The sequence below is a fragment of the Hoylesella shahii genome (assembly GCF_937990675.1).
GTDB lineage: Bacteria > Bacteroidota > Bacteroidia > Bacteroidales > Bacteroidaceae > Prevotella > Prevotella shahii.
In genome coordinates this window covers 32,607-57,677 of record NZ_CALKQY010000022.1, presented here as the reverse complement: position 1 = coordinate 57,677, position 25,071 = coordinate 32,607, and the positions used below count along the sequence as shown (strand labels likewise).

20 protein-coding genes are annotated in these 25,071 nt (G+C 45.1%); 8 read left to right on the top strand and 12 right to left on the bottom strand.

Features of this window, described 5'->3' with window-relative positions; all coding sequences use genetic code 11:
• Positions 1-2 precede the first annotated feature (2 nt).
• The 6 genes from QME03_RS02800 to QME03_RS02775 all read right to left on the bottom strand — a co-directional run bounded on the left by QME03_RS02800 (position 3) and on the right by QME03_RS02775 (position 9,241).
• Positions 3-191 (bottom strand): hypothetical protein, encoded by a 189-nt coding sequence (locus QME03_RS02800; protein ID WP_025816393.1) that lies wholly within the window; start codon positions 189-191, stop codon positions 3-5.
• 335 nt (positions 192-526) lie between these two features.
• Positions 527-1,099 carry a pyridoxal 5'-phosphate synthase glutaminase subunit PdxT gene (gene pdxT, locus QME03_RS02795; protein WP_110370158.1) on the bottom strand — a complete coding sequence of 191 codons (573 nt, stop codon included), beginning with the start codon at positions 1,097-1,099 and terminating at the stop codon, positions 527-529.
• A gap of 4 nt (positions 1,100-1,103) precedes the next feature.
• A complete protein-coding gene (gene pdxS / locus QME03_RS02790) occupies positions 1,104-1,979 on the bottom strand; it encodes a pyridoxal 5'-phosphate synthase lyase subunit PdxS (RefSeq protein WP_025816395.1) in 876 nt (291 codons plus the stop codon).
• A gap of 1 nt (position 1,980) precedes the next feature.
• The gene (locus tag QME03_RS02785) at positions 1,981-3,087 is read right to left on the bottom strand and encodes a hydroxymethylpyrimidine/phosphomethylpyrimidine kinase (RefSeq protein ID WP_273264146.1); all 1,107 of its coding nucleotides are present in this window, start codon (positions 3,085-3,087) and stop codon (positions 1,981-1,983) included.
• A gap of 1,380 nt (positions 3,088-4,467) precedes the next feature.
• Entirely contained in the window at positions 4,468-6,114 is a 1,647-nt protein-coding gene (locus QME03_RS02780) for a RagB/SusD family nutrient uptake outer membrane protein (RefSeq protein ID WP_274946566.1), read from the bottom strand.
• A gap of 7 nt (positions 6,115-6,121) precedes the next feature.
• The gene (locus QME03_RS02775) at positions 6,122-9,241 is read right to left on the bottom strand and encodes a SusC/RagA family TonB-linked outer membrane protein (RefSeq protein WP_281723418.1); all 3,120 of its coding nucleotides are present in this window, start codon (positions 9,239-9,241) and stop codon (positions 6,122-6,124) included.
• Between the two features lie 685 nt (positions 9,242-9,926).
• Here QME03_RS02775 and nusB point away from each other — a divergent pair.
• The 7 genes from nusB to QME03_RS02740 all read left to right on the top strand — a co-directional run bounded on the left by nusB (position 9,927) and on the right by QME03_RS02740 (position 15,511).
• A complete protein-coding gene (gene nusB, locus QME03_RS02770; RefSeq protein WP_281723387.1) occupies positions 9,927-11,003 on the top strand; it encodes a transcription antitermination factor NusB in 1,077 nt (358 codons plus the stop codon).
• A gap of 89 nt (positions 11,004-11,092) precedes the next feature.
• Positions 11,093-11,422 carry a preprotein translocase subunit YajC gene (gene yajC, locus QME03_RS02765; RefSeq protein WP_110370161.1) on the top strand — a complete coding sequence of 110 codons (330 nt, stop codon included), beginning with the start codon at positions 11,093-11,095 and terminating at the stop codon, positions 11,420-11,422.
• A 3-nt stretch (positions 11,423-11,425) separates the two neighbouring features.
• Positions 11,426-12,412 carry a CdaR family protein gene (locus tag QME03_RS02760; protein WP_281723386.1) on the top strand — a complete coding sequence of 329 codons (987 nt, stop codon included), beginning with the start codon at positions 11,426-11,428 and terminating at the stop codon, positions 12,410-12,412.
• Between the two features lie 8 nt (positions 12,413-12,420).
• A complete protein-coding gene (coaE, locus tag QME03_RS02755) occupies positions 12,421-13,014 on the top strand; it encodes a dephospho-CoA kinase (RefSeq protein ID WP_273148156.1) in 594 nt (197 codons plus the stop codon).
• Positions 13,015-13,026: 12 nt separating this feature from the next.
• Positions 13,027-13,476: a DUF5606 family protein gene (locus tag QME03_RS02750; RefSeq protein ID WP_025816405.1), complete on the top strand. Its 450-nt coding sequence runs from the start codon at positions 13,027-13,029 to the stop codon at positions 13,474-13,476.
• A 270-nt stretch (positions 13,477-13,746) separates the two neighbouring features.
• Complete coding sequence (locus QME03_RS02745; RefSeq protein WP_273113731.1) at positions 13,747-14,727, top strand: calcium/sodium antiporter; 981 nt, start codon at positions 13,747-13,749, stop codon at positions 14,725-14,727.
• A gap of 100 nt (positions 14,728-14,827) precedes the next feature.
• Positions 14,828-15,511 carry a hypothetical protein gene (locus QME03_RS02740; protein ID WP_110370162.1) on the top strand — a complete coding sequence of 228 codons (684 nt, stop codon included), beginning with the start codon at positions 14,828-14,830 and terminating at the stop codon, positions 15,509-15,511.
• Positions 15,512-15,564: 53 nt separating this feature from the next.
• On the opposite strand, the gene QME03_RS02735 is transcribed toward QME03_RS02740, so the two are convergent.
• Together QME03_RS02735 and QME03_RS02730 are read right to left on the bottom strand one after the other, a co-directional pair.
• Positions 15,565-15,927, bottom strand: a complete 363-nt coding sequence (locus tag QME03_RS02735; RefSeq protein ID WP_281723385.1) for a DUF1304 domain-containing protein — start codon at positions 15,925-15,927, stop codon at positions 15,565-15,567.
• A gap of 178 nt (positions 15,928-16,105) precedes the next feature.
• A complete protein-coding gene (locus QME03_RS02730; RefSeq protein WP_281723384.1) occupies positions 16,106-17,467 on the bottom strand; it encodes a TrpB-like pyridoxal phosphate-dependent enzyme in 1,362 nt (453 codons plus the stop codon).
• 525 nt (positions 17,468-17,992) lie between these two features.
• Between QME03_RS02730 and QME03_RS02725 the strand changes: the two genes are divergently transcribed.
• Positions 17,993-18,469 (top strand): hypothetical protein, encoded by a 477-nt coding sequence (locus QME03_RS02725; protein ID WP_281723383.1) that lies wholly within the window; start codon positions 17,993-17,995, stop codon positions 18,467-18,469.
• A 1,719-nt stretch (positions 18,470-20,188) separates the two neighbouring features.
• On the opposite strand, the gene QME03_RS02720 is transcribed toward QME03_RS02725, so the two are convergent.
• From QME03_RS02720 to QME03_RS02705, 4 genes are read right to left on the bottom strand one after another with little or no spacing between them, the layout of a single operon-like run.
• Complete coding sequence (locus QME03_RS02720) at positions 20,189-21,253, bottom strand: BACON domain-containing protein (protein WP_281723382.1); 1,065 nt, start codon at positions 21,251-21,253, stop codon at positions 20,189-20,191.
• Between the two features lie 8 nt (positions 21,254-21,261).
• Positions 21,262-22,539, bottom strand: a complete 1,278-nt coding sequence (locus tag QME03_RS02715) for a DUF4302 domain-containing protein (protein WP_281723381.1) — start codon at positions 22,537-22,539, stop codon at positions 21,262-21,264.
• A 53-nt stretch (positions 22,540-22,592) separates the two neighbouring features.
• On the bottom strand, positions 22,593-23,480 hold the full coding sequence (locus QME03_RS02710) for a zinc-binding metallopeptidase (RefSeq protein ID WP_273264159.1): 888 nt from the start codon (positions 23,478-23,480) through the stop codon (positions 22,593-22,595).
• A gap of 13 nt (positions 23,481-23,493) precedes the next feature.
• Positions 23,494-25,071: a RagB/SusD family nutrient uptake outer membrane protein gene (locus tag QME03_RS02705; RefSeq protein ID WP_281723380.1), complete on the bottom strand. Its 1,578-nt coding sequence runs from the start codon at positions 25,069-25,071 to the stop codon at positions 23,494-23,496.

The window sequence follows — 25,071 nt, the reverse complement described above, 5'->3', positions numbered from 1 at the left end:
TCTTAATTATCGTAATCGTCAATTAGGCCCTCTTTTGCACAACCAGAGTTGCAACATCCTCCGTCTTTGTTACCACCAGAGCCTCCAGGTTTAAAATCTTCATTGTCTCCGTCGCCAGGACTACCTGCTAGCAGTTGAAACTCACTTGCTAAATTTGTGCACGCAATGCGTGGAATAACGTACCTTCTCATTGTTGTTAATTGTTTAATTGTTGTATGATTATAAAATAAAACTCCCATTTTGTCTATTTTTTAACCTCGGCTTACCTAATTCTTACCTTGGTTTGTCTAAATCTCTTTCAGGCTTGTTTAATTACTTGTTGTTAATTAAATATATCCTTGAATACAGCCTTTTTAATTCTCGTGTGCAAAGTTAGGCCGAATATGTTTTGGTTGAAATTATATTAAGGTAAAAAAACAAAATACGTTGCAAAAAAACACTAAACAAAAGATTCTTGAACAATAATTCAAGATGTAAAAATGGCTCTAAAACCCGTTAACAAAGGTTTTAGAGCCATGATTGAATTTTATTTGCTTTCGGCCATCTTCACAAACATGCGATGGATGGAAAGGTCGTCGTTAAGTTCGGGATGGAATGCCGTTACCAGTTGATTACCTTGTTTGGCGGCAACGATGTGCCCGTTAACCTCTGCCAGTATTTCCACTTCGCTGCCCACCTTATCTATATAGGGCGCACGTATAAAGGTCATTGGCACGGCATGGTCTATGCCTTTAAGATTGCTTTCAACAAAGAAGCTGCCCAGTTGACGTCCGTAAGCATTACGACACACGGTGGTGTCCATCGTAGAAATGCGTTGCTTGTCGTCGCCTTCCACATGTTTGGCCAGTAAGATAAGTCCTGCGCAAGTGCCAAATACGGGCAATCCGTCTTCAATGGCTTGCTTGATGGGTTGGAGCAAATCAAGTTCGCGTAACAGTTTGAGCATCGTGGTGCTTTCTCCGCCAGGTATAATCAGCGCATCTTTGGGTAGTTCCCAATCGGCTGCTTGCCTTACTTCGAAACTCTCCACGCCGAGTTGCGCAAGCATCTTTTGATGTTCGATGAATGCGCCTTGCAGTGCTAGAATGGCAATACGCATCTGTTTATTTCCCCCTCTCTGCCATGAGCAGCGCTATTTCTTGCTCGTTGATACCCACCATGGCCTCACCAAGGTCTTCAGATAGTTCGGCAAGCATTTTGGCATCGTTGTAGTTGGTTACAGCTTTCACGATGGCAGCGGCACGTTTTGCGGGGTCGCCCGACTTGAATATGCCCGAACCAACGAACACACCCTCGGCACCCAGTTGCATCATTAGGGCAGCATCGGCAGGTGTAGCCACACCACCAGCGGCGAAGTTCACCACGGGCAGTTTACCGTTTTCGTGTACGTAGCGCACTAGTTCGTAAGGGGCTTGCATGGCTTTAGCAGCTTCGTACAGTTCGTCTTCGCTCATCGAGGTGAGTCTGCGAATTTCGCTTTGCATCATACGCAAGTGGCGCACGGCCTGAATAACGTCGCCCGTTCCGGGTTCGCCCTTTGTGCGAATCATTGTTGCGCCCTCTGCAATACGGCGAAGTGCCTCGTTAAGGTTCTTAGCACCACAAACGAAAGGCACTTCGAACTTGTTTTTGTCGATATGGTAAACGTCGTCGGCGGGTGAAAGCACCTCGCTCTCGTCGATATAGTCTATTTCGATGGCTTGCAAAATTTGTGCTTCGGCAAAGTGGCCGATGCGGCATTTGGCCATAACGGGGATTGAAACAGCCTCTTGGATACCCTTAATCATCTTGGGGTCGCTCATGCGCGACACGCCACCAGCGGCGCGAATGTCGGCAGGAATGCGTTCCAATGCCATAACGGCACATGCACCTGCAGCTTCGGCAATGCGAGCTTGTTCGGGAGTTGTTACGTCCATGATAACACCGCCTTTAAGCATTTGTGCCAAGTTGCGGTTAAGTTCTTGTCTGTTCTCTTTCATTTTATTGTTTATTTAAATGTATTTCTTTTCTATATTCGCTGGGTGCAAGCCCATTGATGTTCTTAAAAAATTTGGCCAAGTGTGCCTGCGAGCGAAAGCCGTAGGCATAGGCAATCTCTTGAACTGTTTTTTGTGTGAAAGCCAACTGCTGTTCTATTTCGCGCGTAATATATTCGTCGATGATGGCTTTAGGTGCCTTTCCTGTTATTCGGCGTGTCACTTGGGCCAGGTATCTTGCGCTAACATTCAGTTTGTCGGCATAAAATTTCACGTCGCTATTGGTGCGATGGTGTTGGGTTATGTCGTGGCTGAACTCGTTAAACAATTCGCCACTTCGCCCAATTATGCCCGTATGCTGTGGTTGAAGTTGGGCTATATAGTTGCGTGCATTAACCACGGCTTCGAAAAGTGTATTGCCTCCGTTTACGAATTTGGCAATGGCGGCCGACATACTGCCACTAAGTCCGTGGCGGGTGTTGCCTTCGCCTTCGCCGAAAAGCGAGGGGAGAAATGTGGGTTCGCCATCGTTGGCCGTGGCAAACACGTCGGCCACATTTTGCGGTGGCGTATGACTGCCTTGCAATAGCACTGCTTTACAGCCTTCGGCAAGCACACTTTTCACAGCTCTATTTAAGTCGGCAGCCGTGTTGATGGCTGTATGGGTGAGCAGTTCGGCATCAGCGCGCTTCATGAGAACGAGCGAACAAAGGGGCAGCAGGCTGTGTCTAACCTCGTCGACCACCTCTTGTGCCATGAGCATTTCGCCTTGCGACGACACGATAACGGGGTCGTAGATGATGTGTTTGGGCTTGTGTTGCTTTAGCAATCGGGCTATTTGCGCCACGGTGTCGGCCCTTCTTATCATGCCCACTTTTACCACAGCGGGTTGCATGTCGTTGACAATGGCCTCAATTTGACCTTCAACAGTGGTGGCGGGTAGGTCGAAAAACTCTTGAATGCCCAATGTGTTTTGGGCGGTTATTGAGGTTATGGCCGAAAGTACACGACCTCCTAAGGCCGAAATCGTTTTGATGTCTGCCTGTATGCCAGCCCCGCCAGTGCCGTCGGACCCGTTGATGGTGAGTATGGGTGTGACCTGCTGTTCCAATGTCTGGGTTGTTGTCTGCTCCTTTCTGTGGTTTAAAGTCTTTAGTTCTCGGTATGCAAAGTAAACAAAAAAATAGGAACTAAAGAAATATAGTTCCTTTTTTTATAACGATTGTGTCGAAATGTATAAGCACGAGGGCCTCTTTGGTAGTGTTGAGGTATTGTGTGGCTTGTATTTGTGGGCTAAGGGATTGGTTTTTGGTGTTTGTTGTTTAGTTCTTGCTTGTTAATTGGTGGGCAATGTGTTCGTTTTGAATTGTCCTTCTACTGGTTTTTCATTATGCTATTGTTGTGTTAGCACATAAATAAGGTATTATATCATACCTAATTTTGGGGTTACTGCTCATATGTGATGGGGCTTTTCTGTTTAACCACTCCAACAGGTTGCCCGGTAGAAGCCTACCAAGGTTTGTTGGAATGTAAAATATTTGTACTAAATCTTAACATTGTGAGTGGCCTCTTTGCAAAATTTCTGGGCGTTGGTTGCATTTTCTTTGGTATTTTTAAAGTTTGTAATTGTCTGATATTCTGGTATTTACGATAAAAATAAACTTAAAACGTGCTATTTAGCACGAAATTGGAGACTTTAATGACCCAACTTCATGGCCTTAGGTAGCCAAGCAAAGTTTTCTTCAAAAATGATCTAAATACTAATAAAGATGGTTTAAAACATCACTTTTTCGACTTTCTGCTGCGTTTTGCTGCATTTAGTCTCGCGTTTTGCACCACTTTGCATTGCGTTTTGCTACAGATAGCACTGTGTTTTGCTGCATATTGCGAGGCGTTTTGCTGCATATTGCGTGGCGTTTTGCTGCAAAAAGCGTTTCAAATCCTTGCTGTTATAGTATGTTTCCTTGACATTTTACAGGTTAAAAATGGGAGTGCTTTTATCAAAAGAGAAATGCAAAACCATAGTAATTGGCAAATAAAGGTGGCCAAAAGTGCGTAGCCGTTTTTCAAATTTCGTCGTTTTGGTGCATTTTATACCCTTTTTGGGTGGTGATTTTCACTAGAATGATTTGTTTAATAAGGTGTAGTTTGTAAAATATATTTACTTAAATTACCATGTCGCTCTTGCTCGTTTGGTACGATGTGTAGTCGATACGAAGTTTTTTTGTGGCTAAAGGCGATAAGGTTAAGCATAGGGTGCAATGATGTGAACTGTATAAGATGCTAAGGCTAGCCCATTGCGGTGAGAACCCTGTCTCCGGGCTATTAGGTGTAATATATATATATGGTGGATAGGCACACAAGTGACAATGGTAGCAATGTGGCTGTGCGTTTACAAGGCAAAGAAAGAAAATCGATGTGTTGCTTTAGGCTTAATAACCTATGGCAACACACCGACTATCTTGTGATAACGCTTTGCGCGGGTTAGTGATTACTCTTCGCGCAGGTTGGGATTAATGTTTTGTTCGCTTAGTGGTATGGGCCACGTATAGTCTTGTGGGTTTCTAAAGTCGCGTCTTCCCACATACCATCGGCAATGCCCCGTGGGGTCTATTTGCTTCGTTGTTTGTGCGTAGCCAGCCGAGTTAGGGTAGGGTGCGCCCCAAATAGGCCCGGTAAGCACTTCATGGGCAATTCTCCATCTCAGCAAATCCCAATAGCGAATGCCCTCGTAAGCCAGTTCAATGCGGCGTTCGTGGCGCAGAATTTCGCGTAGTTTGTCAACATTGGTTTCTGTAATGGGTGGCATGTTTACATCACCTCGCCCTCTGATGGCATTGATGGTTTGGTCTAAAAGTGCTTGTGTGATGGGCTGTCCGCTTTCCAATTGGCATTCCAAATAGCTCAGTAGCACTTCGGCATATCTAATGATAGGTGTCACGGCACTATAACTAGTGATGTCTTCTATGCGTTCTTCGTTGAAGTATTTGCGCCATAGAAATCCCGTTTTAGATGCTTCGGTGGCATAATCCAGTCGTTGCTTTTTAGCCGCCGACGAGTCGGGCGAGATGATATAAGTGGTTCCTTTGAATGTTGCACCATTATAATAAATGGTGTAATCCAGTCGTGGGTCGCGGTTTTCGCCAAGGTTATTGGGGTTGTAACGTGGGTCGTCGTAGCTAAACGGCGTACCATCAGTAAACTCATAAGCTTCGAACAAGCCTCCCGAGGCGTTAGAACTACTCCATCCGTTGTCTTTGGCCGACATGAGATGTTGTGGCATTCCGCATCCAAAATAGTTGGCCATGTAGGCGATGTAGAAGATATTCTCCTTATTATCAGTACCAGTTTTGGGCCAGAACAGTTCGCGGTAGTGGGGATGTATGGCGTTTTCGCCCAGGTTGATAATTTGTTTATAAGTGTCGGCGCCATTAGTCCACTGTTGCATAAGCATGTAAGTGCGTCCCAAGAAGGCCAGGGCGGCTTGTTTGCAGGCCCTTCCCTTGTCGCTTGCGCTCATGTTTCCGAACGTAGGAAGGTCGTTTGCTGCAGCCTTGAACTCATCGGCGCAAAACTTCAGAATGTCGGCTTGTGTCGTTTTCTTCACGTTGTTCGATTGCTCGTTGGTAAGCACCGTTGTTACTAGGGGCACATCTTTGAAGTAGCTAGCCAAGTAATGATATTGCGTAGCCCTAAGAAACCTAGCCTCGGCCGTCATGCGTTTCACCTCGTCTGTTTGATTAGCAGAAGCGATGTCTTTAAGAAAGCGGTTGCAGTTTTCGATGCGGTGGTAAGCAGCTCGCCAATAAATTCTAATCATATTATTGTTGTTGAGGAGCTTTCCGCTTGAAATTTGGAAGTAGGGTGCATTTTCTCCGCGGCGGTCGAAGCCATTATCGCTAATGTGTTCGGTGTATAAGAAGCCACCATACGACCAGAAATCGCTAGGCGAAAACTCCACGCCGTTGGTTATTTCTCCACGATAAAGTGCGGTAAGAGCCATCGAAGCTCTATTGGGATTGTTCCAAAACTCGTTGTCGGCGATGTTAGACAGCGGCGTTCTTTCTAGACTGCACGCCCCCATGAACGATGCAAATAAAGAGGCGGCGATGATATATTGAAATTTAAAAAGTTTCATAATGTGGTTATAGGCTAAGTGTTAAACCAAAAGAATAGGTGGCCATAGTGGGGTAATAGTATCCGCTAGAGTTGGTGGTTTCGGGGTCCCATCCTTTATAATAATGGTGAAGGGTGAGGGGATTATCGAGCGACACAAACATGCGAAGGGCTGCGATGCCGATGTTCTTGGCTGTGTTTTTAGGCAAGGTGTAGCCCAATTGCACGTTGCGCACTTTGAGATACGAGGCATCGAGCAACCAATAGTCGGATGTGAGGGTGTTCTTGCCACCAGCGTTGCTTGTGGTTTCCAAGCGTGGATATTTGGCATAACGGTTGTGTTTCTGCACGTTCCATGTTTCTTCCATCTGCCATTTTTGTATGTTTCCCTCTTGGTTGAAGGCCCATCCTGCATATCTGCTAAGCAAGCCCTTAACTTTGGCTACGCCCTGCAGCAGCATAGAGAAGTCGAACTGCTTGTAATTGCAAGCCAAGTTAAGCCCAAAGGTGTATTTAGGAATGCGCGAACCTAGATAAACACGGTCGTCGGGCGTAACCTTATTGTCGCCCGTTACGTCTAGATAGCGAATATCTCCCGCCTTCGAACCGCTGGCAATAGCTTTTTGGTCTACCCAAGAGCTCACCTCGCTGTCGTCTAGGAACAGGCCATCTGTTTTATACCCGTAGAACATTTCCATGGGATAGCCAATGAAAAGGTCTGAACCATTTCCCACCATTCCGTTTCTTTGTTGCACGTTTCCAAGTCCCAGTGTAAGCACCTTGTTGTTGATGATAGAGAAATTACCATTGATGCGATAATTGAAGTCGCCTAGATGGTTGGCATATCCCACTTCAAATTCCCAGCCTTTGTTTTCAAGTGCGCCTGTGTTCACCTTCGAAAGTTTCAGTCCAAAGATGTCAGATACACTTGCAGCAGGAGTGTAAAGCACGTCGGTGGTTTTGCGATAGAAGTAGGTTGCGTTAAAGGTGAGACTGTTGTTAAAGAATGCAGCCTCGAAACCCACGTCAGAAGTGCGGGTGCGTTCCCATTTAAGATTGGGGTCGGTGTAAGTGGTGATGGCCGCACCTTGAGTGTAAGTGCCACCGAACACATAATTGTGTTTTGAACTTAGTTCGTAAACCGTTTGGTAGGGATAGTTACCAATGTTGTTGTTACCCAGTACGCCGTAGCTTGCTTTGAACTTAAGGTTGGTTACGAAGTCAAGTGCAGGCGTGTCTTTCCAAAACTTCTCTTCGGTGATGCGCCATCCAGCCGACACCGAAGGGAACAAAGCATACTTGCTATTTGTGGGGAAGCGCGACGAGCCATCGTATCTCATGTTTAGTTCGAAAAGATAACGCTGGGCGTAATTGTAGCTAAGACGTCCGATAACCGATTGCAAAGCCCAGTCGTATCCGTCGCCACTGTTGGTTTGTCCGTTGGCATCGCCCATGCTTAAGAAGGGTTTATCGTCTGAAGCAACCTTGTTGCGCGAGCCGCTAACAAAGCGTTGGCTTTCGTCTTCCCAGGTGTATCCAGCTAGCAACGACACATCATGTTGTTTGATTTTGAGGTTGTAGTTGGCTATAAATTGGAATGTTTTGTAGGCATTCCAATACATCATGTTGGTAAGTCGCGATGGTCCAACAATTTTTCCATCCGTGAGTTGCAGTTCGTTGCGATAGTGTTTCTCCTCGGTTAGGCCAAAATTGTATCCGCCAATGGCTCTAAGCGATAGCCCTTTTAGTGGCGAGAACGTTAGTTCGGCATTGGCTTTAATACTTTTTTCGCCCTCGTTGAAAAACGAAGAACTGTTTGCCCATGCCACGGGAGTACCTTGTTGCTTTGGTCCCATGCCCAGTTGGCCATTTTGAAGATAAGTGGGCGTAAGGCCAGGGAAGCGCAAAGCCTGCTGAATGATGCTTTGCACGCCATCGAAATCGAGCGGACCAGGGGTAGAAGGCTCATTGCGGTCTTTCACCGCACCAGCCAATCGCACATCAAGTTTTAGTTTATCATTAAATGTCAACCCAATGTTAGCCCTACCCGTGTATTTGTCCATGTAGTTGTTTCTCAGCAACCCATTTTGTCTTAGGTAGCCAGCCGACAATGCATAAGTGATGTTTTGGTTTCCACCATTAACACTAAGTTCGTGTTTAGTTTGGAAAGCGTGTCCGCCAAGCAACTCTTCAATCATGTTTTCATCAGCATAGTTGTCGGGGTCCGAACCATCCCGATATTTTTTGATGGCCTCTTGCGAGAAGTTTTCTTTACCAATGGCCATGTTTAAAAACTCAGCATACTCGTAAGAATGAGCCATTTGTGGCAGTGCAACAGCCTTGCTAAATCCCACGGCACCATTGTATGTAACCCTTGTTTGTCCTGCTTTACCTTTTTTAGTGGTGATAAGCACCACGCCATTGGCCGCTCTCGAACCATAGATGGCCGCCGAAGAAGCGTCTTTAAGCACCGATATGCTCTCGATGTCGGCAGGCATTAGTTCGTAAAAATTGCCAGGCATGCCGTCGATAAGCACCAGTGGGTCGGGTGAAGCACCAAAGGAGCCAACACCGCGCACACGAATTTTACCTGCATCTTGCCCTGGGTTGCCACTGTTTTGCGTGATGGTAACACCCGACATTTGGCCCGTGAGCATGTTAGACACGTCTGCTGCGCCTCGGCTTTCTAGCGATTTGCTGTCGATAGAAGCGATAGAACCAATTACATTCACTTTCTTTTGTGTGCCATAACCCACAACCACCACCTCGTCTAGCTTCTCTATATTGCTTTTTAGAGTGATGTTCAAGTTGGTAGAAGCAGTCACCGTTTGCTCGGCAAAGCCGATATACGACACCACAAGCACACTACCAGGGGGAACGTTAAGCGAAAAATTTCCGTCTAAGTCGGTGATAGTAGCATTTTTCGTGCCTTTTTGCACAACGCTAGCCCCCACAATGGGTTCACCATCTTGGTCGGTAATCCTTCCTTTAGCTAAAAGGTTTCGCCCATCTTGCTTGTTAGCAGCAGTCGAGGCATGCCCATTGGGCAATAGTTTTGCTGTTGATGCGGAAGAAAAAGCACCTGTAGGCTTGCTCGCCACAGTTGTGGCAGCCGTCAAGTTCAGGTTTCCAAGCAGTGCAACAGTCACAGTCAAAAGTTTTGTTTGTTCATTGCTAAGGTTTGTTAAGTTAGGGTATCATGTTTATTTTAAAAAGCAAATTAGGTTTAGCGCATTGTGTGGCAATTGTTGTAGCCTTTAAGCGCGGATATAGGATTCTGGGAGCAGCACATGAAGGCGTGATAAGCCGTTGTTTGCTGTTTTGGGCCAAGTTCTACACTTCATAATGATAGCGGGTTATGGCAGGTTTATGCGTCAATAGGTGATAGGTGGCTGTCTTCTTTGGTAGCAAAAAAGCCTAGGCTTATGGGGTTGCCGCCACTGGTTGTCAAATCAATCAATAAATGTCGTGGGCAAAGTTAATGATAATCGTTGTAAAAACATGCAGAAATGTAAAAATATTTATTCTATATTGGAGAGTAAGAGCACCCCCGTAGCATGGAATTTGTAACATAAGTGGTAAACACTTGAAGAGAAAGATGCTGGATAAGTCCAGATTTGTAACACTTGTTGTAAAACATGTTTTGCATAAAACAACCCCTTTAGACACCCTTTTGCATCGATGAAGCATTTGATATTCAGAGGTTAACAAAATTGTTCTACTTCTCGTATTGTTACTTTTGTAGTTATTAAAAAAAGTAGAAAAAACCCTTTAGGCTTGCATATTCGTGGGAAAGTTCCTAATTTTGCATATCAATAAACGAAAAACAGAACGATGATAAATAGGGAATTAATACGTATAAAGATTGTCCAGTTAACCTATGCATACTACCAGAATGGTAATAGAAATATGGATAATGCAGAGAAAGAGGTGCTTTTCAGTCTTTCTAAAGCATACGACCTATACAATTACCTGCTGGCGTTGATAGTGGCAATCACGCGTGAAGAGAGGCATCGTGTAGATATCGCGACACAACAAGCGCAGCGCGAAGGCACAGAGGTGCCCTCGCAGAAGTTCGCGTTCAATAAGTTTGCTACGCAATTAGAAGAGAACAAACAGCTGAACGACTTCATGGAAACGCTTAAACAGCGCTGGGAAGACGATATCGAAGCGGTGAGGAAGCTGTGCAACCAAATAGAACAGTCGGAAACTTATCGCGAATACATGGCGAGTGGCGACAGTTCGTATGAAGACGACCGTGAATTGTGGCGTAAATTGTATAGACAATTGGTGCAGAACAATGTAGACTTGGATGCACTGCTAGAAGAAAAAAGCTTATATTGGAACGACGATAAGGAAATTGTTGATACCTTTGTACTCAAAACAATTAAGCGATTTGATCCCGAAAATAAGGCAAAACAAGATTTATTGCCCGAATATAAGGACGAAGAAGATAAGGATTTTGCGCGCAAATTGTTTAGGGCCACCATCCTGAATGGCGACCAATATCAGCGTTATATGAGTGAAAACTCGAGAAACTGGGACTTCTCGCGACTCGCTTACATGGATGTGGTTATCATGCAGATTGCTATTGCCGAGATGCTTACGTTCCCCAATATCCCCGTTAGCGTAACCATCAACGAGTATGTTGAACTGGCTAAGCTCTATAGCACGCATCGAAGTGGTGGATACATCAACGGTATGCTCGACACTATCGCCCGCGGACTTATCACGCACGGCCTTATGATGAAGGCAATGCCCGAACCAAGACCAAAGAAACAACCTGATAATGGCCGTAACGGCGAAGAGAAAAAGCATAGCCAACAGCCCGAACAGCAGGTGAACGATAGCGAGAAAGAACACTTAGGCCAAGAAAACGTAGCCACAGACAATGTTGCTAACGATGCCTAAGAACAACCCAAGGACGCTGAAAACAATGGAGGAGAGGTCTAAAACATAAGCTCTCCTTCATCTAAAACCAACAACTCAACAATTAAGATATGATTTCAACAACAGTATTGGCTGCGCAAGCAGCAGGCGGTAACTCTGCCGCGCCCATCTTGATGATGGTGGCAATCTTTGCTATCATGTACTTTTTCATGATTAGACCACAACAAAAGAAGCAGAAAGCCATTCGCAACTTCCAAAATTCTTTGCAAGAAGGAGCGCGCGTGGTAACTAGTGGTGGTGTTTATGGCGAGGTTAAGCGCATCAATTTGGAAAAAAATACACTCGAACTAGAAGTGGCTCGCGGTGTGATTATTACCGTTGACCGCAACTATGTATTTGCCGACCCTGCCTCTTTGCAGTCAGTGAGCAACAATAACTAGGCGATGAGACAGCTTCGCCTCTTAAAGATTTATTCAATAGTCAGGAACTTCGTGTTCAGTGCTGTGAACAAGGAGTTTCTGATTTTTTTGTTTTTTCTCGCACTAAGTGGGGGATTTTGGCTGCTTGCCGCCCTTAACGAGACCTACGAGAAAGAATTTATCGTGCCCGTTCATCTAACAAATTTGCCGAAGAATGTGGTGATAACCTCAAACGACGACGACGTTGTGCGGGTTACTTTAAGAGACAAAGGCTTTATCATCATGGGCTATCTCCGAACCGAGAGATTAAGACCCGTGGTGCTTAACTTCGCCAATTATGCCAATAAGTCGCGCGGAAAGGGTGTTATCCCTGCTGCCGATATCCAGAAACAACTCTATTCTTACCTCTCGGGTTCTACTAAAATCGTGTCGGTTAAGCCCGATAAACTGGAGTTTTTCTTCAATTATGGTGAGAGCAAACGTGTGCCTGTGCGCATCTCGGGCAATGTTCAGCCTGGCGATCAACGATATTTGGCCGGCTATAAATTCTTCCCGGCATACGTTACTGTGTATGCCAACAGCAAAGCATTAGACACAATCAAGATGGTACAGACCGAAGAATTGAACATCGTTAACTTCTCAGATACCATCGTTAAGGTTGTTGACTTACGCCGAATACCTGGTGTTAAGGTGGTGCCTTCTACGGTTAAGCTCGCTCTTTACCCTGATGTGCTCACCGAAGAGAGTATCGAAGTGCCTATAACGGCCGAGAATTTGCCTGCCGATAAGGTGTTGCGCACCTTCCCCTCTAAGGTTAAAGTACACTTCATTACTGGCGTTAGTAATGTGCGAGGCATAAAACCAGACGCCTTTAAGGTAGTGATAAACTTCGCCGAATTGGCCGAAAAGCCAGGCGAGAAGTCTTCGCTCTACCTACAAAAGATACCTGCTGGGGTGAGAAACGCTCGCTTAGAATTTAATCAAGTGGATTATCTTATCGAGCAAAAATAAGTAACGGCATGCATGTTCAGTCCCTTTTGCCCTCTTTGCGTGTTGCCTTAACCGGCGGCATAGGCAGTGGTAAGTCGTTCGTTGCGCAGTTGTTGCGCGCTCGTGGCATCGAAGTGTTCGACTGCGACGCATCGGCCAAACGCCTTTTGCGCAGTTCTGAACCTCTTCAGTACGATTTACAGCAGCTAGTGGGCCATCATCTTTATGTCAATGGGCAGCTGCAAAAGCAAGTATTATCTGCTTTTCTGCTCGCATCTCACACCAACAAGGAGCGTCTTAACGCCTTAATTCATCCGGCCGTGGCTCAAGATTTCGAACGCTCGGGCTGTAGTTGGCTAGAGAGCGCCATCTTCTTTGATAGCGGTTTCGATGCGCGCGTAAAGGTTGATAGGGTGGTGTGCGTAACTGCTCCGCTTGAAGTGCGACTTCAAAGGGTGATGCAACGCGATGCACTTTCTCGCTCTAAGGCAATGGAGTGGATTGAATGCCAATGGCCACAAGAACGTGTACGTGCGCTAAGCGATTATGAAATTCAAAACGATGGCACGCAAGACGTTGGGCAACAATTAAACGAATTATTAACACAACTAATAAAAGCATAACAGTAAAACAACATGTTACAGACTATTCTTTCTATCTCCGGAAAACCCGGATTATACAAACTCGTTTCTAGTGGTAAGGCTTCGCTCATCGTTGAGGCTATCGACGAAACTCATAAGCGTATGCCTGCTTTCGCCACCGACCGCGTTACAAGCCTAGCCGACATTGCTATGTACACCGATTCAGAGGATGTACCCTTGTGGCAAGTGCTTAAAAACTTGGGCGAAAAAGAACAACTCAAACCCTGCTCGCTAAACTATAAGAAGGCTTCGAGTAACGAGTTGCGCGACTATTTTGGTGAGGTGCTACCCGCATTCGACCGCGACCGTGTGCACGATAGCGACATCCGTAAGCTTATTCAATGGTACGACATCCTGGTGAAGAATGGCATTACGGATTTTGAAGCTGTGCTGAAGTCGCCAAATGCTGAAGAAGCAGAAACCGAAACGACTGCTGCTGAATAATTAAGTTATTAATAAATCAACTTTATAACGAACTTTGTTTATGGGTTCTTGGGCTTCAAGGTGTGTTCCTACAGGCTCAAGAACTCATAAACCATTAACGCAAGCATCCGTATTTATTTCTTTGGGCAGACTTTAACCCGCTTTTCCCCCTATGTGTCTGCTCGTTAGTGTGTTTTATATTTATCATCCCTCATGTTCTGTTGTCAAAAGACTTGCGTAATGATTGCCCAACCACACACATCCACCACTTATTATTAATTCCATCGCATCATGTTTCATGTTTTTTGTGCCGCTATGGGCGGTTTTTCGGATAACATTTGGCTCAACGTTTTCTTTGTCTTAGCAGGCGTAGTACTTGTTTTATGGGGAGCCGATCGCCTAACAGAAGGTGCCGTTTCGCTGGCCGAGCGAATGAAAGTGTCGCAAATGGTTATCGGATTAACGATCGTGGCCATGGGCACCTCTATGCCTGAGTTTTGTGTTAGCTTAGTTTCGGCCCTCAAAGGAACACCCGATTTAGCTGTTGGAAACGTTGTTGGTAGCAATATTTTCAACACATTGCTCATTGTAGGAGTGGCTGCTCTAGTGTTGCCCATCACCATTTTGAAAACCACAGTGCGCAAAGACATTCCCTTTGCAGTGCTCGCATCGGCCGCCCTTTTTCTGCTTTGCCTCGATGGCAACATCAGTAGGGTGGATGCAGGCTTTCTTCTCATTCTGTTTTTCTTTTTTATGGGCTACACGCTATTTACCGCTAAGTCGGGTGATGTACCAACAGCCGAGGAGAAAAAGCCCATGAAGCCCCTCGTTGCTGCCATGTGGCTGCTGGTGGGGTTGCTCTGTTTGGTGTTTGGAAGCAACCTCTTTGTTGATGGTGCAACCACTGTTGCCAAGACCATGGGTGTGAGCGATGCCATTATTGGCCTAACTATTGTTGCCGGTGGAACATCACTTCCCGAACTCGCCACTAGCGTTGTGGCAGCTCGTAAAGGCAATAGTGGCATCGCTATTGGCAATGTTCTTGGTTCTAACGTGTTTAACATCTTGTTTATTTTGGGCGTTACTGGCGTTATCTCACCCATGAACATTCAGGGTATTGGCACGGTAGACCTCACTGTTTTGTTTGGTTCGATGGTGTTGATGTGGCTCCTATCCTTCACCAAGTACACCATTTCTCGAATCGAAGGTACGTTAATGGCATCGTGTTATATGGCCTATATGACCTACCTTATCATACAAGTGATGAAATAATACCAAAAAAAAAGTATTTTGTACTTCTTTTTTCTTTACTTTTGATTATCTTTGTGGCGTTAATAACTATCTGTTTAATCTTTTAAAGACAATCAAACGTATGAGAAAAAGTTTATTACTTTCATTACTAATCGTGTTATTGTGTGCCCTCACTGCTTCGGCAAAGAAGGCGAGCACCATTAAATGCGAACTAATTTTAAACGATGGCAAGAAGGTTGAAGGCTGGTTGGTAAAAGACAAGAGCGAAACTTATGGGCCATACATGGTTAAGAATGTAACCGATTTTGTTGTCGCTACTTCGCCTCAAAGCAAAGAAGGAACCAGCTACAATGCCGATGACGTTAAAGAAATTAAGCTTACCAACGAGGTAAGTGGTGAAAGCCTGGAGTATAAGTCGCTTTATGCCGTGAAGTCTTTCACTATGCCCAAGAGCATGACACCCTCGCCTAAGCGCTATTTCTGGTTGGTTGTATACAAGGGAAAGAAGGTTACGGGTTATATCTCTACCGCTTCAAATCGTGTGGTAACGGGTGTTATGAGTAGTTATACCGAACGTTCGTTGCCTTTTAGCTACTCGGTAGATGGCGATGATATTGCCGTTACCTACCATGTTCCGATGGATGGAACGGTGATAGGTAAGCAAGCCGACTTGAAACGTATGTTCGAGCGCTTCCCACAGATGTGTGAATACATCGATAGCAAAGATTTTAGCTTGAAGGCTTTTAAGAAAAATCCACTTATTTTGCTCGAAAAACTCGACGAAATTGTTACATCTGGTAAATAATATAAAAACAAACGCTTGGCTTGGACAGCTAATTTTCCAAGCCAAGCGTTTGTTTATATAAACAGCAGCGTGGCAACACCTGCCAATAAAGCCGGCAAAGCTTGGAAAAAGAAAATCTTACGCGATGCCGTAAGAGCGCCATAGAGACCTGCAACAAACACGCAGGATAAGAAAAACAGTCGCACATTGCAGCTCCATGTGTCATCGTTGATAAAGTAGCTCCACACAAGTCCTGCACTTAAAAAGCCGTTATACAATCCTTGGTTGGCTGCCATGCCCTTTGTTGGGCCAAATAAATGCTCGGGTAGCGATTTAAAGAAACCTTTTCCGCGTGTTTCCCATGCAAACATCTCCATATATAATATATACAAATGTTCGATAGCCACTAGTGCTGTGAGAATATTACTAAGCATCATGTATTTTTGTTTTATGGTTGTTTTTACTTTGTCGCTAAGCCCATTTTAGGTTGTTAGTTAACAGGTCACTTTGTTAACGCGTACATTTATAAAAAGAGAGACTTGTTAAACAAGTAAGTCACGTGGCCCTATTAACAAGGTGGGTGGCTCAATGTTCACAAGTCTCTTATAAGATAGATTAAATCTCGGGCACCACCTTTAGGCTTTGCGCGATGTCTTCTTGCGAAAGTGCGTAGTTATGCAAGTCGCCATTGAGATACTGGTCGTATGCAGTCATGTCCATTAATCCATGTCCCGACAGAGCGAACAGTATAACACGCTTCTCACCGCTTTCCTTACAGCGTTTTGCTTCGCGTATAACGGCAGCGATGGCGTGGTTGCTTTCAGGTGCGGGGATAATACCTTCGGTGCGAGCAAAGAGTGTTCCCGCCTCAAAAGTCTCCAGTTGGGGAATATCTTCGCCACGCATCAGTCCGTCTTTAATGAGTTGCGACACGATAACGCCAGCGCCATGATAGCGCAAACCACCCGCGTGGATGTTCGCTGGTTTAAAATCGTGGCCCAGTGTAAACATCGGTAACAATGGAGTATAGCCAGCTTCGTCGCCAAAGTCGTATCTAAACTCGCCTCGAGTTAGTTTAGGGCAGCTGTCGGGTTCGGCAGCAACAAACTGTGTTTTTCTTCCCTCCAAGATATTATGGCGCATAAAGGGGAAAGCCAAACCACCAAAGTTGCTACCGCCTCCAAAACATCCAATCACCACATCGGGATATTCTTCGGCCAAGGCCATTTGCTTTTCGGCCTCCAATCCTATCACTGTTTGGTGCAGTGTAACATGATTTAGCACCGACCCTAGCGTGTATTTGCAGTTTGGTGTGGTGGTTGCCAGTTCCACAGCCTCACTAATGGCCGTGCCAAGCGAACCTTGGTGCATGGGGTCTCGTGTGATAATGTTTTTACCAGCCCTAGTAGACATCGACGGCGAGCCAGTAACTGCAGCGCCAAACGTGCGCATCACCAACGAACGATAAGGCTTTTGTTGCATCGAAATCTTCACTTGATACACTGCTGCAGATAATCCGTAAACGCTAGCAGCATAACTAAGCGCTGCACCCCATTGGCCTGCGCCCGTCTCAGTGGTGACATTGGTTACGCCTTCTTGCTTGCAATAGTAGCATTGGGGTAAGGCCGAGTTTACTTTATGCGAGCCAAGTGGGTTCACACTCTCATTTTTAAAATATATGTGTGCAGGAGTTTGCAGCGCCTCTTCCAAGGCATAAGCTCTTACAAGCGGTGTAGAACGATAGTATTTGTACTTCTCTTGCACCTCTTCGGGGATGTCTATCCATGCATTCTGGGTGTCAAGTTCTTGTTCAGCACATGCTTTGGCAAAGATGTGAGCAAGGTCGTCTACGCTAACCGGCTTTTTTGTGGCAGGATTTAGTGGAGGCAATGGTTTGTTGGGCATATCTGCCAGAATGTTGTACCATTGCTTGGGCAAGTCGTTTTCTTGCAATATATATCTTTTTTGTTTGCTCATAATTCTATTATCTAGTTGTTGTGGCATCTCACTATCTCTGCCATGAGCGTGTTTACGCTGGCTTTGCCTAGCTTCCGTTGGTCTTTTGTTCTTTTTTATAAGTGCTATGCTGTTCTCTGTGTTGGGCAAAGCGGTATAGCCTAATTTCCTTTTTTGCATTCTGCGGCATCTTTATTCTTAGCCAGATAGTGGCATGATGCCTTGTTTTATTTTGTATCACGCTGAAATTTAACAGTGTAAATACCAAAATGCGTAGCGCTAATGCTTGGCAAACATTCTCTTTAAAGTTGCAAACTTATGAAATATCTTTGAAAACTCCAAAGTGTCAGCACGTTTTTTTATTTCTTTCGCATCACTTAATACCTCCCTTAAATATACATCCAATTGACATTAAAAGGACTCGTTATTCATTATTTTGCAAGATTTACAAACGTTAAAGAATGATAGATTAGCTTATATTTGCTACCATTTTGCTACGAAAACCCTTAGTTTTACTTACCTTTGCATGCAAAAATAATAAATAGGATGATGAAGAATTTCAAATTATTCTCTTTGCTGGCCGTAATGGTTGTTGCATTTAGTGCAATGTTTGTGGCTTGCAGCAGCAAAAACAGTGACGACGAAAACCAACAGCTCAATACAATAACCAATACTTCGGGTACGTTTGAGATTAATAATGCTTTCTTTTCAGATGCTGGTGATAGCTATAAAATAAGCCTTTACACCAATTCTGGAAACAACAACGTTACTTTTGTCTATCCCAAGAGCAAAGTGGGTCAATCTCTTGCTGCATCTGAACTAGGTGCATGGAGTTTCAAAAGCAACGATCTCAGCGTTGATGGCAAATTACAAACCTTGGCTACAGGCAGCTATATCACTGTAAATAGTCTTGCCGATGGCCAAATTAGTTTGGTGTATAATCTGTATCAGACTCGTAAGAGTGGTGATGTACATGTTTATGGAAACTATACAGGAGCGATTAAACAGCTCCCCTTAATATAGATTTCTAAAATATTCCTGCCTTGTCTAAGGTTGTAAGTGTAGGCAGTTGCTAATAGTGTCGTGGCTTTTCTTTTTTCGACTAATGCAATGAGCCTTACTGCAATCAAACCACTAAAACGTGGTGTGACAATGGCGGGAACATAAAGGGGAAAACCCTTATGTTAAACTGCTAATTTATCTTCAAATCTCAACTTTTTCAAACTGCATGAACCTTCATTGATGGCCTTATCCCCTTAAGGATTTGGTTTTGTGATGGTTCTTAACTTTATGTTTAAATAACCATTGGTGTCTGTTGCATCGTGAAGATGCGAGGAATGCCAATGGTTGTTTGTTTTTCCCCCTTGGTAGAGAAGTGCACTAGCTTTAATCTCTTTTGGTTGTTATACCGCTTCTCACCTGTTTTTTATTGTTTTCCTTGCTTCCATTCGCTCTTTCGTTTGTTGGTCGGCCTCTTGCACCTCTTATTCTTGAAGGCCTGTGTACTACGTCTTCAAGTGAAACACAGCCCAGTGCACAACAATCCATAAAAACAAAACGCCACTAACCACGGATTTGGGCTTAATCTTCCTTGTTTGCTGCTTAGCAATGGTTTTAAGCCGATAGCACAGCTTTGTGTTTCACTTTCGTTTGCTTGTTTACCCCTGTTTGTTTCTCCACGGGTTGTTTGAGATTTAATTTGTACTGTATCTGTTTTGTGTAAAATATTTGGTACGAATTTTAACATTGTGAGTGCTTTTTTCTTCAGCAACTTCCCACTCGTTGCCAAATATTCAATTCTCGTGGAAGCTTCTCGCCATCAAAATTGCAGCACTCTTGAATGCTGATGAAATGTATTTTCTTGCAATAAATTGCTGTTTCTACGCTAAAAAGGGGTAATTTGCAGCAAATAGCCTTGCGTTTTGCTGCAAAACGCAGGGTTAACTGCTGCAAAACGCAAGACTAACTGCTGCAAAACGCGGGGCTAACTGCTGCAAAACGCAGTTCAAAACATAGCAAAATACAGGACTGAATGCATCTTTTTGCATGCTAAGTTTGTATATACAGTCTGCCAAGAACCATCAAATTAGGCTTCTTACAGGTGAAAACAAGCTTAAAAAACTAGTTTTTAGCTACTAAATGCAGGTTTTGGGGCAGTGAAAAATTGGGCGAATTTCTCCATCTAGAAACACAAAACGTTGCTAAATGCTGAAATGCGGTCGAAAAATGAAGCGGAAATAAATTGAGAAAGCTGAAAAAGGGGGCAAAATATATGTTTTAGAGCATCTGTTTTTGCTAGAAGGTGAGGTGAGGATGTGTGTGTTTTGTAAAATAATAATACCAAAATTAACAAAACGAGTGCTCAATTGCGTTTCTAAAACAAATGCAAAGACCAAATCACTTGTTAGAGCTGTTTTGATTTTATGTATTGTTGTGCATCTTGCCTGTGTTTTCTTGAAAACGTAATGGGCTATACCGTGAGAATAATACAAGCTAGATACCTATAAACCAATTAGCGATGTACAGGAAAAATGCAAACAATAAACAACATGACATAAACGCTATAACAACCAATTGAGGTTATAAAAACATCCGTCGCCCTCCCCGTGAGCATGTAGCATGCCCCCCTCGACCGATAACGGCACAATAAAAGGCGCGCAAGACAAGTGGCTATATAAACCAGAAACTTGCCATGCGCGCCAACAAAGTTAGGTAGCTGCCAGTGAAAAAGCTAAACAGCCACTAAGGTTTGCGAGTAAGTTTGGGTTGTACAAACACCTCGCCAATGCCACGAAAAGCACCCAAAACAGGTTTCGTGTCCGAGTAACGGTTCCATCCATACGAAGAGAACGTTTGTTCAGAAGCAATTTTCTGCGCCTCTTTAAACACCAGTTCGCCCTTGTCGTTGATGGCCAGTAACACACTTTCTTGTGTTCCGTTAATAGCCGTTTCGTGTCCCTTTCTAAAGTCGTCGGCCACAATCACCGTGATGAGATATTCGAAAACGCCAGTCTGAACCTCATTTTTGCCAACAATCTTACCGTTTTTCATGTCAAAACCTTTGCCAGGCGTGAACGTAACGGGCCAAACATATTGGTTGTCTACGATGAAGTTAGCTGTGGTTTTGCTAGTAGCCACGATTCGCACATCAGAGGTTCTCTCCTCTAAGTTTCTATCGGGCTTTCTCATCATGGCCGTTTGTAGATATTCGCCTTCAACATCAGCCAGCGACGCTTGCACCACTTTGAGTGAGTCGGTAAGGCCAACTGCCTTTGCTATCACCCATCCCACACGTGGTTTACCCGTATTGTTTTCGGCAACTTTAACGGTAATAACCTCGCCTTTTTGTTCAACAGTAATCCAATTACCAGTGGTGCTGTAGTCAACAGCTACATTAGATAAGGCAATGAGCTTTTTCTCGATAGGTTCGTCGCCCGTATAGATATCCTCTCCAGTGGGCAAACCAAAGGAGATGCCCTCTTGTTGCACGTTGATAAGTATGGAGTCGCCTTGTTGATTTTTCACCACCAGCAGGGTGTTTCTTGATTGAGGGTTGGTGTTGGTCTCGGCAGTGAGCAAGATGGTTTCGGCCTTAGTTGTTACTTTAAGCCATGCATCTTGCGCATAAGCCATAGCCGGCTGAGAGGCCATGATTACCTCTTGTGTGCCACCCACCACGCCAAAGGCCGTTTGAGCCCTAACCACATCAAGTCCGCTAGCATATTGGGGCAATTCTTTATCGCTGCTACAAGCCGCAGCAAGGATGATGGCAGTCACCATCATTATCATAGATATGCACTTGTTCATAGTTGTTATCATTTCGTTTTCGTCATGTATTGAATTTTAGGGAGCGTAAAGGCAAAGACATATCCGCCTTCAGCGTTAAGGATGGGTTGCAAGTCTTCGCCGTAAGCAACGCCAAAGAACGAGTCAACGGCGTGTCCCGAAATCTGTCCGCTGTCTTCAGCATCGGCGCGTTCGGTGTCTTCGTTCCAGGTAAAATACATGCTTCCCTTGCCCTCACCAAAGAGTTTGTTCTCTTGTTGCGATGCAGGTATGAGTACAATACCAGCAGGATACTTGTAGGTTGGGTCGATAACGGGCTGTCCGGGCAGTTCAATGCGTCCAGTGGCAGGGTCGTAAGTAAGCTGTAACTCGTAGGTAACGTTGTTTATATGCAGCTTACCATTGAGTGTGTTTTGCGCCGAGCCCTGTTCCAGCGTGAGCGTTATGCGTCTTCTAATGCTCGTTTTGAGTGTCCATTCGCCCACCCAGAAGTCTAGTGATTTATGGCTCTTAGGCACAAATTGCACTAATTTGAGGTTGTTATCGGTAAGCGATTTTTCGTTTTCGTCCCATACAAAGTTACTGTATTGCTTGTTGCCGATGGTGATGGGTTGGCCCAAAACGATGCCTGTGGCAGTGGTGCAATAGGGAACATCCCATGTGGTTTGTCCCAGTTTTAGGGTAAGTCGCCTAATTGAAGGGTCGAAAGAGGCTTGTGTAAGGGTGTCGTTTCCTTGTATCACGTTGTAGGTTGTAACCTCCATACCAGCCTTAACATTGATAATTCCCAACATATATTCCTCCCAACTAGCCTCTTTAGGCATGGGCGTAAGCACCATTTTGTTTTTCCATTTGCGGCCTTGCAGCACCACACTATCGGCGTTAGCGCTAAGAATAGAAAACTCGTAGTCGCCTTGAACGCCGTCGGGATTTCCCAACCAAGGTTCAGCAAGAGGGTGAATAACTTTGTTGTAGACGTTGAACGAGAGCATCGGTCCTTGGTCTTTTACCACGGCATATTCAGATGTTGCTTGTTCTTCGGGGTCTAAAACGTCGCCCATTGCAGTTACATGTCCGTTTTTAAACTTTAACAACAGCGTGTATCCGCCATAGCTATAGTTTTTACCTGCATAGTATTGCAGCACCCATCCGTTGTCGGCCGACTCAAGAATTTGGGTGTAATCCTCAACACTTTTGTCTATTCGTTGTGCAGCAGGCAAGTCGAAAGTGGTGTCGTTGTCGTGCAAACACGATTGCATGGCCAGCGCCATCACCACAGCGAAGAATAGGAAATATGCTTTTTTCATTTGCTTATTCATTTACTTCATTAATGTTGTTAATGTGCATCAGTGCGCGTTTGTTATTCAAAGCTCTCAAGGTTGAGTGTTTCGATTTTGCCTCCCCTTCGTAGAATGTCGTTGCGTAGCAAGTCGATATCGGCATCCCAGGCCGTTTTCATGTAATCGCGCACCATTTTGAGCTTTCTGTTGATGATGCTTTTTCCCTTTGTTCCAGCAACGGTAAGGATGTCGTTCCATTCTTGTGGCGTTCTCGTAACATACTTGGCGTACATTTCGGCAAAGTCTTCGGCAGGGTTTTCCATTGAATATGCCGAAACGAATCCCTGCTTTTGCGCCTGCCTATCAGACCAGCTGGTCCAGTTACCGCTGAGATAATCTGCACGCGAAATATTGTCGTACGACTCGTCGTAGGGTTTCTTTTGGTTCAAGATGTGCATAAACTCGTGGTGCATGGTGTGAAAATAGAAGGTGGTCATGCTGCTATAATCTTTCAGCACATCGGCAGTAAGAGCGTTAACCTTGGTAAGTGTCACCTTATATCCACCTTCGGCACTACCCAGCACCTCGCTATTATGTCGGGTATAACCCGGAATGCCCACGGTGATAATGATGCGTGGAGCATTTTCTTTAATAAAGTCGAGGCCAACGATTTGGGCATAGGGGTCGAACCACATAAACTTGGTGATGATAGCCAGCTTAGCAGCCTTAGCCGAATCGGCAGGAACGAAGTTATACGATTTATCGGTCTCTTCAGTTTTGAGGCGATATTGAAAGTCGACATTGTATGGCATGGTGTAGTTTTTGTACAGCCATTGGTCGAAAGGATTTCGTTTTTGCTCCTTTGTAGTAAATATGGAGTCGCCGGTTAGTTTGTCATCGTTGCACGAAGACACGAGTGCGCCACTGCAAGCAAGGGCGATAACGGCCAGATATAAATACTTTTTCATGAGTTTATGCTGTTTATTTGTTACGTGGATTGGGCGTTACTCCAGCCGATATAACGTCTTGAGGCAGTTGTATGGCCAATCGTGGGTCGCCAGTTTTCATCGAGTCGGTAACGGCAGTAACATTCGATTGCACGTCTACCTGTCTGCGATACATGGTAATGCCATATCGTTTCACGTCTTGCAATCGAAAACCTTCGTGCATAGTAAGCAGTCGACGCAGCTGCAAGATGCATTGCAATAGCGGTTCTTGCGTGGTTTTTTCGATAGTGAAGAGCGGGTTTAGCGCTTTTTTAGGCGTGGGTTTTGTGGGTGTGTAATAAGCCAGTGACCCATAGAAGTCAACAATTTCGTCGCGTGTTAATTGCGTTTTTTTCTTGGTAAACACCGACAGTTCGGCATTGATGTCGTTCACGGCCTTATCGTATTGGCCAGAAAGGGCGTAGGCTTCGGCACGTTCAAGCAGCGTGGCATCGGTGTTAAACACAGCAAACTCGCTGTAAGGGATGCCAATACCAGCCGACACATCTAGCACACGTGGCACATAAGGAATTTTGCGCAGCGCGTATTTAGACACGCCGTTGTTGTAAGTAACACTATAAAGCATTTCGTTTCCGCTGTCGCCCCAGGGGCCAGCAGCCTGCAAAGTTTCTGTTTTGCTAAGCAGTTGTCCGTGTGCATACTTACTACCCATAAGTGTGGGTATGCTAATTACGCCCCATTCGGAGGGTACGGGCAGTAACAGGATGTTGGCATTGTTGCTAGCCATTACAAAAGCATTGGGCTGAACGTTTCCGCTTGGGCCAAGACGGTTCCATTCGGTCCAGTTTCTTAGCACGTCGGTGGGTTGTTCGCCCAGCACCAAGTCGGCGTATTTCACCGCCTTATCATATTGTTGTGCATAGAGATAGAAGCGTGTTGCGAAGGCATAGGCAGCCTGTTTGGTGAAATGGAACTTAGGTCGAGCGTACTTAGTGCCAACCAATTCGAGCCCTTGCAGCAAGTCTTTTTCGATGTTGTTGTAGAGTTGTGCCAGGGTGCCACGTTCAATGAGTCGTCCCACCACCTTCTCGGGTTCAGTGGGGTAGGCCAGTCCCAAGTTGTTTTGTGCTGTAGTTTTGTCGTAGGCTTGGCAAAAAACGGTAGACAATTGGAACATGGCGAAGGCCCTACAAAGGAGAGCTTCGCCCAGTTGAGCGTCGTAATCGTGCGCGTTGTTCACGCTATTGATGTGCGCGATAGCCTCGTTGGCGGTAGCCACCGCCGTGTAATGTGCCTCCCATAGTTGGTAAGGCGTTTCGGCATTGCGCACCTCGTCGATGTCTTTCCATTGATAAGCCTGCTCCTGAAACCTGTCGAACGCGCTCCAAGTGCTGTGCATTTGTTCGTCGGTGTTGTCAGAATACATCTCGGTTAGGTAAGCAGGGTGTGCCGCGGGATAAGCGCTAACCAGTAATTGGCTAACCTCAGAAGAGGTTTTTAGGTCCATGCGACTATCAGGATACTTGTTTAAGAAGTCGTTGCACGAAGCCAAAGCAAGCGAAGCCACAGCCAGTGGCAGGGCAGCTATATATTTATTGCGAATTATATTCAT